The sequence below is a fragment of the Streptomyces sp. NPDC020742 genome (genome assembly GCF_040641675.1).
GTDB lineage: Bacteria > Actinomycetota > Actinomycetes > Streptomycetales > Streptomycetaceae > Streptomyces.
In genome coordinates this window covers 567593-580460 of the sequence record NZ_JBFAEA010000001.1, presented here as the reverse complement: position 1 = coordinate 580460, position 12868 = coordinate 567593, and the positions used below count along the sequence as shown (strand labels likewise).

Annotated in this window: 12 protein-coding genes and 1 pseudogene; 4 read left to right on the top strand and 9 right to left on the bottom strand. The window is 69.6% G+C overall.

The genetic code is table 11. From position 1 onward, the window contains the following. Positions 1 to 158: 158 nt before the first annotated feature. Entirely contained in the window at positions 159 to 524 is a 366-nt protein-coding gene (locus AB0G84_RS02460) for a hypothetical protein (RefSeq protein WP_361314286.1), read from the bottom strand. 335 nt (positions 525 to 859) lie between these two features. Here AB0G84_RS02460 and AB0G84_RS02455 point away from each other — a divergent pair, with 335 nt between their 5' ends. The 3 genes from AB0G84_RS02455 to AB0G84_RS02445 all read left to right on the top strand — a co-directional run bounded on the left by AB0G84_RS02455 (position 860) and on the right by AB0G84_RS02445 (position 2707). Then, complete coding sequence (locus tag AB0G84_RS02455; protein WP_361314283.1) at positions 860 to 1615, top strand: DUF5919 domain-containing protein; 756 nt, start codon at positions 860 to 862, stop codon at positions 1613 to 1615. Next, positions 1608 to 2075, top strand: coding sequence for an NUDIX domain-containing protein (locus tag AB0G84_RS02450; RefSeq protein ID WP_361314280.1), 468 nt, complete (start codon positions 1608 to 1610; stop codon positions 2073 to 2075). Before AB0G84_RS02455 ends, AB0G84_RS02450 begins: the two co-directional genes overlap by 8 nt. A gap of 83 nt (positions 2076 to 2158) precedes the next feature. After that, positions 2159 to 2707: a GNAT family N-acetyltransferase gene (locus tag AB0G84_RS02445; RefSeq protein ID WP_361314277.1), complete on the top strand. Its 549-nt coding sequence runs from the start codon at positions 2159 to 2161 to the stop codon at positions 2705 to 2707. A gap of 4 nt (positions 2708 to 2711) precedes the next feature. On the opposite strand, the gene cutA is transcribed toward AB0G84_RS02445, so the two are convergent. Both cutA and AB0G84_RS02435 read right to left on the bottom strand, forming a co-directional pair. Further along, positions 2712 to 3035: a divalent-cation tolerance protein CutA gene (gene cutA / locus AB0G84_RS02440; RefSeq protein ID WP_361314275.1), complete on the bottom strand. Its 324-nt coding sequence runs from the start codon at positions 3033 to 3035 to the stop codon at positions 2712 to 2714. Positions 3036 to 3068: 33 nt separating this feature from the next. After that, entirely contained in the window at positions 3069 to 3488 is a 420-nt protein-coding gene (locus AB0G84_RS02435; protein ID WP_361314272.1) for a cytidine deaminase, read from the bottom strand. A gap of 180 nt (positions 3489 to 3668) precedes the next feature. On the opposite strand from AB0G84_RS02435, the pseudogene AB0G84_RS02430 reads away from it, so the two are divergent. Further along, positions 3669 to 4888: pseudogene (locus AB0G84_RS02430) on the top strand (transposase). Between the two features lie 34 nt (positions 4889 to 4922). On the opposite strand, the gene AB0G84_RS02425 reads toward AB0G84_RS02430, so the two are convergent. From AB0G84_RS02425 to AB0G84_RS02400, 6 genes are all read right to left on the bottom strand, one after another. Continuing rightward, entirely contained in the window at positions 4923 to 6203 is a 1281-nt protein-coding gene (locus tag AB0G84_RS02425; protein WP_361314269.1) for an ABC transporter permease, read from the bottom strand. Then, positions 6200 to 7342: an ABC transporter permease gene (locus tag AB0G84_RS02420; RefSeq protein ID WP_361315098.1), complete on the bottom strand. Its 1143-nt coding sequence runs from the start codon at positions 7340 to 7342 to the stop codon at positions 6200 to 6202. The genes AB0G84_RS02425 and AB0G84_RS02420 overlap by 4 nt, the downstream gene beginning before the upstream one ends. Positions 7343 to 7365: 23 nt before the next feature. Next, on the bottom strand, positions 7366 to 8874 hold the full coding sequence (locus tag AB0G84_RS02415) for an ABC transporter ATP-binding protein (protein WP_361314266.1): 1509 nt from the start codon (positions 8872 to 8874) through the stop codon (positions 7366 to 7368). Between the two features lie 181 nt (positions 8875 to 9055). Next, the gene (locus AB0G84_RS02410) at positions 9056 to 10087 is read right to left on the bottom strand and encodes a BMP family ABC transporter substrate-binding protein (RefSeq protein ID WP_361314263.1); all 1032 of its coding nucleotides are present in this window, start codon (positions 10085 to 10087) and stop codon (positions 9056 to 9058) included. Positions 10088 to 10287: 200 nt separating this feature from the next. Continuing rightward, entirely contained in the window at positions 10288 to 11547 is a 1260-nt protein-coding gene (locus AB0G84_RS02405; RefSeq protein WP_361315095.1) for an amidohydrolase, read from the bottom strand. Between the two features lie 136 nt (positions 11548 to 11683). Continuing rightward, on the bottom strand, positions 11684 to 12823 hold the full coding sequence (locus AB0G84_RS02400) for a hypothetical protein (protein WP_361315092.1): 1140 nt from the start codon (positions 12821 to 12823) through the stop codon (positions 11684 to 11686). Between the last annotated feature and the right edge of the window lie 45 nt (positions 12824 to 12868).

Sequence of the window (12868 nt, the reverse complement as noted above, 5' to 3'; positions counted from 1 at the left end):
CTCGTTTCTCGATGGATGGAATGGATGGGTCGGGATCTCGATGGGGGCGTACGCGCGGATCAAGCAGCCCGGCTACGGGCTCCCCCCGGCTTCCCCACCGGTCCCGGGCTTCTCGGCCCCAGCGCAGCCCGCGACCGCGTACTCCGCACCCGCCCGGATCACCCGAACGCCTCCACGGGAAGCCGTGGCGTGTCGCGTTCACGGTCGTCCGGCGCGTCGTCCACGTCGGGGCCGTCGTCGTCCGGCACTGGCAGGCGCGCGCCTCTGCTTTCCGCCACCCGCTGCACGTTGGCCAGGGCGGCGGTCAACTCCAGTGCCAGCAGGTGCAGTTCGCCAGGCGTCCAGCTCCGGGCTGCAAGAACGCGGCGCGCCTCCTCGATGAGTTCGGCGGCGGAGTCGAGCTGCGCCTCCTCCATCTCGTCGGCGAGCCGGGACACGTACCCGGTCCCGTCACCGGAGACGAAGCACGGCTTTCCGTCCGGACTCGACCACGGCAGGAGCCGCGCGGCGACTGTGGGACTCACCAGCCCGCCACCTTCGCTCCGCGAATCCAGTGCGGACCGGCGTGCGCTCCGTACATCGCGGACACGGCGTCGTCGGACGGATGGCGTCCTCGCGAGGGCGGTAACAGCCGCAGCGGCGACATGGCCACTCTCACGATGATTTGGGGCATTTCGTCAACCTCCCAGCGGTTGGTGACCACGGCCTCCGACGTTCGCCGTCCCGGATCGCCGCGGGGCTGTAGCTCTCGCCTCTTACGCTCCCGCGCTTGGTGGTGCGTTCCTACTCCGTTCCGCGACCGTTAGGCACGGAGAAGAGCTACCGCACCGAAGCGTGCCTAACGTCCCAAGGGGTACTTGTGAACGAAGCACTACGCTGCGCCCTCCGTCGAGCTCACCTGACGGATCGCCAATTAGCCGAGCGGTGCGGCGTCGACATCAAGACCGTCGGCCGATGGATCACTGAGAACGGGCGAGTTCCCCACGCCCGACACCGGTGGGCCGTCTGCGAAGCACTCGGAGAGGACGAAGGGGTGTTGTGGCCAACAGCCGCAAAGAAGGCGATAAAGGTCGGTCCGGACCGCGAGGTCGTTTCCGTCTATCCGTATCGGTCCGCCTGTCCGGCCTCTCTGTGGCGGTCACTGATCACCAACGCGGAGCGCGAGCTGACCTTCGCGGGTTACACCAACTACTTCCTGTGGCTCGAACAAGCACGTTTCGGTACGGCACTGCAGCGAAAGGCCGCCCGTGGCTGCAACGTTCGGTTTGTGCTCGGCAACCCTGACGGCGACCTCACTCGGTCGCGCGAGCGCGATGAAGACGTCGCACTCACCCTGTCGACGCGTATTCGCGTGACACTCGCCGAGCTGGAGAAAGTCCGAAGGCAGCCAGGAATTGATGCGAGGTTCAGCGACGGTCACGCATACCTGTCCGTGTTCCGCTTCGACAACGACATGATCGTCACGCCGTTGCTGACGCACAGCGTTGGGCACGACGCGCCCACCCTGCATCTGCGTCGCCACCAGGACGACGGCATGTTTGACCGCTTCGCCGCGCACGTGGAAGAACTGTGGCGCAGGGGCACTCCGGTGTGGGAAGGCGACGGCAATGGGTAGGCGCGACTACGAGGACGACCCTGATGCCCCTGCCGCGAACAGCTTGATTCCGGCGGCCTCTGCGATCGTGGTCGACGACTCCGGGCGCATCCTGCTCCAGCGTCGGCGCGACAACGGCATGTGGGCACTTCCCGGTGGCGTCATGCATATTGGCGAGTCGCTGCCGGACTGTGCTGTTCGGGAGACCCGAGAAGAGACCGGGTTCGCCGTCGAGATCGTGGGCATCGTCGGCACGTACACCAATCCCCGTCATGTCTTCGCCTACGACGACGGCGAAGTACGGCAGGAGTTCTCCGTCTGCTTTCTGGCGAGACCCGTGGGTGGCGAACTGGCGGTGTCCGAAGAATCCACCGACGTCCAGTGGTTCGCCCCCGGAGAGGTGGACGCGCTCCCGATGGTCCCCAGTATTCGGAAGCGTGTGAATGACTGGCGCGATGGCGCTATGCCTGCTACCCGGTAGAGCGCTACCAATGCCAGGGCAGCCGCGGCCCCGCGGCCCCTCGAGCCGCGTACGCGAAGCTATGCGAGGAGGCGTGCGCAACAGTGCCAGAGGCGATCACCGTCGAGCCGTTGGACGGCCCGGCGACCTCGCGGGCCGAGGCCGCTTTCAGGCTCGTCTACGCCGAGGTGTTCGCTGAGGCACCGTACGAGGAAAGCCCGGAAGCCGTAGAGGCGACGTTCCGCCGTTTCCGCGCCCAGGTCCGCAAAGCGACCTTCCGTGCCGCCCTGGCCCGTACCGTCGGCGGTGAACCGGTGGGCATCGCGTACGGCTACCCGCTCAGTGCCGCGACAGGTTGGTGGGACCGGCTGATCGCCCCCGTCCCGGCCGAGGTCCGGCGAGAAGACGGGCGACGCACGTTCGGGCTGATGGAGTTCGCGGTGCGGGCGCCCTGGCGTCGAGTCGGTGTCGGGCGGCGGCTGCACGAGGCGCTGCTCGTGGGAGGGAACGAAGAGCGCGTGCTACTCAATGCGCTACCGGACGCCGAGGCGGCTCAAGCGGCTTACCGGTCCTGGGGATACCGCAAAGTGGGCCAGGCCCGTCCCTGGGAGGGCGCGGCTCTCCATGACGTGATGCTCCTCCGGCTCCGCTGAGTGGTCAGTTCGGTGCCGCGGTCGTCCCCAGCCACTGGAGATACGCGTCCGCCCCGGCGACGATCGGTACTGCGGAGACCTCCGGGTTCTGCCAGGGGTGGTGCTGGAGGAGATGCGACTCAACCTCGTCGTACCGGTCGGCGCGGATCTTGAGGACGAGCTGCCACTCCTCGCCCGAGCCGAACTCGCCCTGGTGCCAGAACACGGACGCCACCGGTCCGACGATCTGTGCCCCGGCGGCGAGCCGCGCGGAGACGACCGACTGTGCGAGCGTTACGGCTGCTTCGCGGGTCTCCGTTGCGGTGGACACCTGAAGGAAGTCAGTCATGTGGCGACTGTAGTGGCGAAGTGCCGGGGCCCGTCAGCCCCCCAGATGCCCCGGCCCGAACGCATCCGGCAGCAGGTCCGACAGCGGGCGGATGCCCGCCGCCGTGTCGACCAGGAGGTCGGGGCCGCCGTGTTCCCACAGGAGTTGGCGGCAGCGGCCGCAGGGGACGAGGAGGTCGCCCGCGCCGTCGACGCAGGTGAAGGCGGTCAGCCGGGGTACCGGTCCGTCGTTGGCGGCCCGGCCGGCGAACAGGGCAGAGATCAGGCCGCATTCGGCGCACAGGGCGAGGCCGTACGAGGCGTTCTCGACGTTGCAGCCGGTGATCGTGCGGCCGTCGTCCACCAGGGCGGCGGCGCCAACGGGGTAGCCGGAGTACGGGGCGTAGGCCCGGGACATCGCGTCCCGGGCCTGCGCGCGCAGTGCGGTCCAGTCGACCGGAACCAGTGAGGTCATCACATTCTCCTTCGTGGATTCCTCCAGTTTTACGGGGGAGGAAACGAAACTCCTGTGGAGCAGGGCAGTGGTAGCCATATCTCTGTCAGGGTGATACGGCGTTCACCCGCCGGGGTGGTGCGGCAGGCGATATTGGGCTGAATGCAGCAACTGCCATACCTCCCAGCTAGGTTGGCGGCTATGACGAGCGCGGCAACTGACGGCGTCGGGCATGCCCGGTACACCTACAGGCTTCGCGTGTCGTCCACGGCCCGCACCGCGCTACTCGCGGAGTGGGACCGTTGCGGTGGGTGTGGAACGAGTGCGTGGCAAAGTCCAAGGCCATCCACCTGCACAACATCAACAATCCCGAGGACACCCTCACGTGCGGCCCGGTGGTACTCAGCAAGATGCTGACCGAGGCACGTGCCCGCACCCCATGGCTGCGGGAGGGGGCCTCGGTACCGCAGCAGCAGCTGATACGCGACTTCGGCAAGTCCCGGGCCAAGGCCCTGAAGGACATCCGAGAGCAGCTGCCGATGTACCGCCGGGCCGGTATGCCCAAGTGGAAGAAGAAGGACCAGGCAGACCCGACGTTCGAGTACACCCGGCGCGGCTTTCGTCTCACCGGCGGCCGCCTGCACCTTGCCGGCGGGATCATCCTGACTGTGGTGTGGTCCCGTGACCTGCCCGCAGAGCCATCCTCGGTGCGCGTGTACCGCGATGGCCTCGGCCACTGGTACGCGAGCTTCGTCACCCCCACCCAAGCCCAATCGCTGCCCGAAACCGGGCACCGCATCGGCATCGACTGGGGCGTGCGGGAAATCGCGACCACCACCAGCGACGACCATGACCTTCCCCACGCCGAGTACGGCAAAGAAGCTGGCAAGCGACTGGCCCGCTACCAGACCATGATGTCGCGCCGTGAACGCCCGAAGGGGAAGGTTCAGACACGGGGCTACCGCGCTGCCAAGCGGCAGGTGGCGAAGCTGCACAAGAAGATCGCCCGGCAGCGACAGGACACCGGCCGCAAGTGGGCCAAAAAGGTCGTCCGCGACCATGACGCCATCGCGATTGAGGACTTTCATCCGAAGTTCCTCGCGAAGTCTCGCATGGCTCGCAAGGCGGCCGACGCCGCGATCAGCGCGACAAAGGCGGCCTTGGTCGAGATGGGCCGCAAGCACGGGCGGGACGTCCGACTCGTGAACCCGGCGCACACCACGATGGACTGTGCGCAGTGCGGAGCAAGAGCCAAGCACGCACTGCCTCTCTCCGAACGTACCTACACCTGCACCGCGTGCGGAGCCGTGTCGCCCAGGGACAAGAACTCCGCACGCGTGATGCTGGCCCGGGCTGGTCTCGACCCGGCTGGTGCTGATCGCGTAAGACTCGATCGCTCACTGAGCGACCAAGCAGCGTGAGCTAGGAATTCCCCTCATGCATGAGGGGGAGGGGTCAAGTGCCTTGTCCTCGGCGGTAAGGCCTGCCGTTCGCCTTCGGCGGGCGCAGGCGCTGGGAGAACAGGGCGAGGACGAGCAGGGTGGCGATGTACGGGCTCGCCTCGACCAGTTCGAGCGGAACGGTGTCCGCCAGGAAGTACCACGCTATGAGGACCACCGCGGCGATCGCGGACACCGCCGCCTGGGCGCGCTTGGCGGCACGCAGACGGAGCAGGGCGAGCACCGCCAGCAGGGCGGCCAGGCCCAGCAGCAGGGCGTGGACGGTGGGGCCGCCGCTGCGCAGCTGCATGGCGTCCATGAAGCCGAACAGGCCCGCGCCGATCGCCACACCGCCCGGCCGCCAGTTGCCGAAGATCATCGTGGCGAGACCGATGTAGCCGCGTCCGCCGGTCTGGCCGTCCTGGTAGAAGTGCACCCCGATGGAGAGGAAGGCACCGCCGAGGCCGGCCAGGGCGCCGGAGACCAGCACCGCCGCGTACTTGTACGCGTAGACGTTGACGCCCAGGCTCTCGGCGGAGATCGGGGCCTCACCGCAGGAGCGCAGCCGCAGGCCGAAGGACGAGCGCCACAGCACGAAGAAGGTGCCGATGAACAGGGCGATCGTCAGCAGGGTCAGCCAGGAGACGTTGGTGACCGCGGCGCCGAGGATGCCGGCGAGGTCGGAGACCAGGAACCAGTGGTGCGCCTCCAGGGAGTTGAGCGCGTCCGACAGGCCCGGGACGGTGAAGGAGGGCATGTCGGGCATCGGCGGGGACTGCTTGTCGTTGCCGCCGGCCGCCATGGCGGCGCTGCCCTCCTGGCCGAACCACAGGGTGGCCAGGTACTGGGTGGCGCCCAGCGCCAGGATGTTGACCGCGACACCGGAGACGATGTGGTCGACGCCGAAGGTGACGGTGGCGACGGCGTGGATGAGGCCGCCGAGCGCACCGCCGAGGATGCCGGCCGCCGCTGCGGCCCAGGGGCCGTGCTGCCAGCCGATCCAGCCGGCCGCGAACGAGCCGAGCATCATCATGCCTTCGAGGCCGATGTTGACCACGCCGGCCCGCTCGGACCACAGGCCACCCAGACCGGCGAGGCCGATGGGCACGGCGGCGCTCAGGGCGGCCCCGAACTGGCCGGTGGAGGTGAGGTCGCCGGCGCCGGTGAGGGCGCGCAGCAGGGAGACCGCGACCAGCCCGGCGGCGATCATCAGCAGGATCCAGGGGTAGGTCAGCCGGCGTCGGCCGCTCTTCCCGGGGACCGCGAGCTTGGTCGCGGTCTTGAGGTCCGTGGTCACGCCGACACCTCCGGCTTGGCGCTCTGGTCAGGGTTGTCGGCGTTCTTGGTGCGGGACAGGGCGGCCAGCTCCTCGCCGACCTTCCGCTGCTGCAGGCGCAGGCCGTAGCGGCGGACCACCTCGTAGGCGATGACCACGCACAGGACGATGACGCCCTGCATCACGCCGACGATCTCCTGGGCGTAGCCCTCGAACTCCAGCCGGGAGCCGGTGCGGTCGAGGAAGGCCCACAGCAGGGCGCCGAAGGCCATGCCGACGGGGTGGTTGCGGCCCAGCAGCGCGATGGCGATGCCGGTGAAGCCGATGCCGGCCGGGAAGTCCGTGCCGTACTGGAAGGACTCGCCCAGCAGGGTGGGCATGCCGACCAGGCCGGCCGCGGCGCCCGACAGCAGCATGCTGATGACGACCATCCGCTTGACGCTGACGCCGCTGGCCTCGGCGGCCGACTCGGACGCGCCGACCGCGCGCAGGTCGAAGCCGAAGCGGGTGCGGCTCAGCAGGAACCAGTACAGCGCCCCGGCCACCACCGCGACGACCACGAAGCCGTAGACCGGCTTGGGGTGGGTCGGGAAGGAGAAGAAGTGGCTGGACTCGGGGAGGAACTTGGTGTGCAGGAGGTTGCCGTCCTTGATGGCGAGGCGGCCGTCCTGCAGGAAGTAGCCGATGATCGAGGCGGCGATCGCGTTCAGCATGATCGTGGTGATCACTTCGCTGACGCCGCGGGTGGTCTTCAAGAGGCCCGCGATGCCCGACCAGAGGGCACCCACCAGCATCGCGATCACGATGAGCAGGATGATCTGGAGCGCACCGGGCAGCGCGATGGCGCCGCCGACCGCCGCGGCGGCGAAGGCCGCGAGGCGGTACTGGCCGTCGACGCCGATGTTGAAGAGGTTCATCCGGAAGCCGATGGCGACCGCCAGTGCCGACAGGTAGTACGGCACCGCCTTGTTGATGATCCAGACCTGGCTGTCGCTGTAGTGGCCGTAGTCGGCCATGATCCCGTAGGCGCGGAAGGGGTTCTCGCCCGAGGCCAGGAAGACCAGGGACGAGATCACTATCGCGGCGACGATGGCGAGCACGGGCGCGGCGATCGCCAGGAGCACCTTGTCCCGGCTGGCGCTGCGCGCGATGGCGTCCACGGAGGGGTTCTTGGTGGCGGCGGTCACTGCGCACCGCCCTGGGCGTCTGCGTCGTCGGACGCGCTGAGGTGGCCGCTGGCGGCACCGGTCATGGCGGAGCCCAACTCCTCCGGGGTGATGGTGGTGGGGTCGGCGTCGGCGACCAGCCGGCCGCGGTACATCACCCGCAGCGTGTCCGAGAGGCCGATCAGCTCGTCCAGGTCTGCGGAGATCAGCAGCACCGCCAGGCCCTCGCGGCGGGCCTCGCGGATCTGTTCCCAGATCTGCGCCTGCGCGCCGACGTCCACGCCCCGGGTGGGGTGGGCGGCGATCAGCAGCTTGGGGTGGTGGCTCATCTCGCGGCCGACGATCAGCTTCTGCTGGTTGCCGCCGGAGAGCGAGGCCGCGGTGACCTCGATGCCGGGGGTGCGCACGTCGTACTCGGTGACGATGCGCTCGGTGTCCTTGCGGGCGCCGGCCAGGTCGAGGAGCTTGCCCTTGCTGTTGGGGCGCTCGGTGACGTGGCCGAGGATGCGGTTCTCCCACAGCGGCGCATCCAACAGCAGGCCGTGGCGGTGCCGGTCCTCGGGGATGTAGCCGATGCCGCCGACCCGGCGGGCGCGGGTGGAGGAGCCGGAGAGGTCGGCGCCGTCCAGGGTGACGGTGCCGCGGTCCGGCGCGCGGGTGCCCATGACGGCCTCGACCAGCTCGGCCTGGCCGTTGCCCTCGACGCCGGCGACGCCCAGCACCTCGCCCTTGTGGATGGTGAACGAGATGCCGTCCAGCACCGTGCGGACCACGCCGTCGGAGTCGGTCGCGGACAGGTGCAGGCCCTCGACGCGGAGCATCTCCTTGTCGGTGACGGTCGATTCGCGGGTCTCCGGCGAGGGCAGCTCGCTGCCGACCATCAGCTCGGCCAGCTGCTTGGGGGTGGTCTTCGCCGGCTCGACGGAGGCCACGGTGGTGCCGCGCCGGATGACGGTGATGTCATCGGCGACCGAGAGCACCTCGCCCAGCTTGTGCGAGATGAAGATGACGGTCAGGCCCTCGGACTTGAGCTCGCGCAGGTTGTCGAAGAGCGCGTCGACCTCCTGCGGGACCAGCACCGCGGTCGGCTCGTCGAGGATCAGGGTGCGGGCGCCGCGGTAGAGGACCTTGAGGATCTCCACGCGCTGGCGGTCGGCCACGCCGAGGTCCTCGACCAGTACGTCGGGCCGGATGCCCAGCCCGTACGCGTCGGAGATCTCCTTTATCTTGGCGCGGGCGCCGGCGCCGATGCCGTGCAGCTTCTCCGCGCCCAGGACGGTGTTCTCCAGGACGGTGAGGTTGTCGGCGAGCATGAAGTGCTGGTGCACCATGCCGATGCCGCGGGCGATGGCGTCGCCCGGTGTGTGCAGGGTGACCTGCTCGCCGTCCAGCGCGATGGTGCCCTCGTCCGGCTTCTGCATGCCGTAGAGGATCTTCATCAGGGTGGACTTGCCGGCGCCGTTCTCGCCGCACAGGGCGTGGACGGTGCCGCGACGCACGGTCAGGTGGATGTCGTGGTTGGCCACGACGCCGGGGAACCTTTTGGTGATTCCGCGGAGTTCCACAGCGGGGGCGTCCTGCGTGGACGGGCCGCTGCTGGTGGCGCTTGCGTTGATGGCGCACTCCCCTCGGGGGTGAAGGAGCGGAAGGAAGGAAGAAGAGAAGAGAAGAGGGAGAAAGACAGGGCAGGGACGCTGCCGGGTGCGGTTAGGGCGTCTCCTTGACCTTCACCTTGCCCTCGATGATCTTCTTCCGGGCCGCGTCGATCTGCGGCTGGACGTCCTTGATGAAGCCGCCCGAGGTGGCGAGCGAGACACCCTTGTGTTTGGTGTCGTAGGCGTGGATGCCGGTCAGCGGCTGCTTGTCCTCGACGCTCTTGATCAGGTCGAAGACCGCCACATCGACGTTCTTCACGACCGAGGTCAGGATGTGGTTCTTGTACTGCGCCAGGCCCGGCTGGCGGTACTGGTCGGAGTCCACGCCGATCGCCCAGGCGCCCTTGTGCTTGCTGATCTCCTCGATGGAGCCGGCGCCCGACTGTCCGGCCGCCGTGTAGATCACGTCGATGCCGTTGTCGAGCATGCCGCCGGCCTTGGCCTTGGCGGCGGCCGGGTCGTTGAACCCCTTGTCGTTGTTGGGGTACAGGTACTGCGAGGTGACCTTGGCCTTGGGGTCGGTGTCCCGCACCCCCTGCTCGAAGCCGGCCTGGAACTTCTGGATCAGCGCGTTGTTCACACCGCCGATGAAGCCCACCTTGTGGGTCTTGCTCTTCAGCGCGGCGGCCACGCCGGCGAGGTAGGAGCCCTCGTGCTCGGCGAAGACCATGGCGTCGACGTTCCTGCCCTGCGGTACGGCGTCCACCACGCCGAAGGTAGTGGCGGGGAAGTCCTTGGCGACGTTCTGCACCGCCTGGCTGTAGGCGAAGCCCACGCCGATGACCGGGTTGTAGCCGGCCTCGGCGAAGGAGCACAGCCGCTGCTCGCGGTCCGCCTCGGTCTCGCCGTTCTTGGCGGTCAGCATCTTGACCTTGACGCCCAGCTGCTTCCGGGCGTTCTCGGTGCCGCGGGCGGCCGCCTCGTTGAACGAGTGATCGTCCCGGCCGCCGATGTCGAAGGCCAGCCCGACCCCGGCGTGCTTGGCTCGATTGGCCTCGGCAAAGCTCTGGCCGCACGCGGTGGCGGTGAGCGCGAGACACGCTGTGGCGGTAGCCGCGGCGGCAATCCTGATGACCCGACGCACGGGGCCTTCCCTTCGCTCTAAGCGCCCCCTTTGGCGCTGGCTTGTCGGGAGATTAACGCGCGTAGACCTGGCGCAAAACCCTCCACTGCGCGGACGTTATCGATTCGAGGCGTAGGACATCGTGTAGGGAACCCCCACAAGATCACGGCCGCCACCGGGGGACGGTGACGGCCGTGACGCGGGGTCGATGCAGGGTGGCGCTATGTGTGCTCCAGCAGCGCGGCGGCCGTGAAGAGCTCCACGCCGACCTTGATCGCGTGCTCGTCGACGTCGAAGTCGCCGCGGTGCAGGTCGAGGCGGCTCGGCTCGCCGGGCGGCCGCACGCCGAGCCGGGCCATCGCGCCGGGCACCTGCTCCAGGTACCAGGAGAAGTCCTCGCCGCCCAGGGACTGCTCGGTGTCCTCGACGCTGTGCGCCCCGCGCCGGGCGGTCATCGCGTCCTGCAGCAGCTGGGCGCTGGAGGCCTCGTTGACCACCGGGGGCACCCCGCGGACGTAGTTGACCTGCGACTTGGCGCCGTGCAGCGCGGCGATCTCGTCGATGGCGGCGAGCACCATGTCCGGGGCCCCGCGCCAGGCGTCGAGATCGAGACAGCGGACGGTGCCGGAGAGCTCGGCGTGCTGGGGGATGACGTTGCAGGCGTGCCCGGACGCCAGCCGGCCCCAGGTCACGACCAGCCCGGCCCGGGCGTCGATCCGGCGGGCGAGCAGGGCCGGCACATCGAGGGCGACCCGGGCGGCTGCGGTGACCAGGTCGGTGGTCAGATGCGGGCGGGCGGTGTGGCCGCCGGGCCCGTCCAGCCCGACCTCCAGCCGGTCGCAGGCCGAGGTGATCGGCCCGGTGCGCAGCCCGATCCGCCCGGCGTCGACCCGCGGGTCGCAGTGCACGGCGAGGATCCGGCCGACGCCGTCCAGCGCACCGGACTCGATCGCGTCGGGGGCACCGCCCGGCAGCACCTCCTCGGCGGGCTGGAAGAGCAGCCGCACCGGGCGGGGCAGCGCGCCGGCCCGGGCCAGCCCGGCCAGCACCAGACCGGCGCCCAGTACGACGGTGGTGTGCACGTCGTGGCCACAGGCGTGCGCCCGGCCGGGGACCGTGGAGGCGTAGTCGACGGTCTTGGTGTCCGGGATGGGGAGAGCGTCGATGTCCGCGCGCAGGGCCAGCAACGGAAGCTCGCCGCCACCGGCACCGCCGGCAGCGTCGCCCGCGCCCGTACCGATGTCACAGACCAGGCCCGTGCCGGTGGCCAGGACGCGCGGCTGCAGCCCGGCCCGCTCCAACCGCTCCTTGATCGCCGCGGTGGTGCGGAACTCCTGGTTGCCGAGCTCGGGGTTCCGGTGCAAGTCGCGCCGGAAGGCGATGAGTTCGGCGCACAGCGCCTCGGGGAGCGTGCCGGGGAGCGAGGCTCCTCGGGCGGCGTCGGCGGGGGCGTCGGAGTCGTCGGTGGCGCGGGACTTCAGTTGGTTCACCCGTTGAAGGTTACGGGCCCCGACCGGGCAACTGTCCCTCGATCAACAAAAGTTCAGCCCGTTAGGGGAAGAGAATCTAGGCCGCTCGGCGCATGGACGGCTTATGGGAAGGGTATGAACTTTGGCTTCAACCGGCTGCCATCCGCTGGGTGAACGGCAGTCGTTGCACGTCACGGGCGGTTCCGGTGACCCCGTCGAGGAAGCCCTGTGCACGCGGTGAGGCGTTGGCCGTGAGCCACTGGGGATCGATGTCACAGACCGCGACCTTCACCCCTGTACCCAGCAGCGCGAGCGGCAGGGTGTGCACCACGGTGGAGGGGAAGCTGACGATCAGCCGTCCGATCGGGCCCCGCCGGGCGATCAGTTCGAGCGGCAGGTCGGGCCGGACGATCTCCAGCCCGCTCTCGGCGGCCAGCCGGCGCAGCTTCTCAGCGCTCTCCCGGCGGTGCGCGAAGTAGCGGGTCGCACCGTGCGTGGTGGCCAGGGTGCGGACCGCGTCCAGATACCGGTCGGCGTCCACCACCCCGGTCTCCACCAGCGAGGTGCCGACGATGTCGGCCGCACCCATCAGGCGGGGCGGGCCGAAGCGGTCCCGGGTCCAGGCGAACGCGTTGGTGGTGACGCACACCCCCGGCGGTGCCTCGACGGGCATCGAGCTGAACAGGCCCACGGTGCGCCGGCCGCCCTCGGGCGCGGGGGTGAGCCGGCGCCGGGCGGTGGCGGAGAACGGCGCGAAGACCAGGTCGCGGGCGCCGCGCCCGTTGCCGTGCCGGTGCCAGCGCACCAGCCGCTCCCCGCGGGCGAGTTGGGAGATGAACTCCATGGTGGCGGTGCCGTCGTCGACCACCACCAGGTCACGGGCCCGGGTGAGGGTGAGCAGCAGCTGCACATAGCGGGAGAACGGGTCGCCGATGACGATCCGGCGCGCACGGCGCAGCAGCGGGGTGAGCCCGCCGATGGTGCGCACCGGCGCGGTCGGACCGCCGCGGGCCTCCTCCCAGCGCACCGTATGGCCTTCGTCGCGGGCGAGTTCGGCCATCCGGCGCAGCTGGCCGCGGGTCATCGGGTCGTGCGGGGAAAGCACGACCACGGTGATCCCGCTGGCGGGCCGGGGTCCGGCGTCACCAGCCGGGGAAGCGCATGCCGCACGTGCCGTGTGCGCCCATTCCAGGACGTTGAGCAGCTGCACCGGGCTCTCGACGAAGGCGAGGGTGCCGGTGTCCGGGGCGGTGGCCCCGGGTGCGGTGCGGTGGCGCTGCCGCGGCACCCCCAGGAGACGGCGGGCGGGAGAACCCGCCGTCTCCTGGGGCAG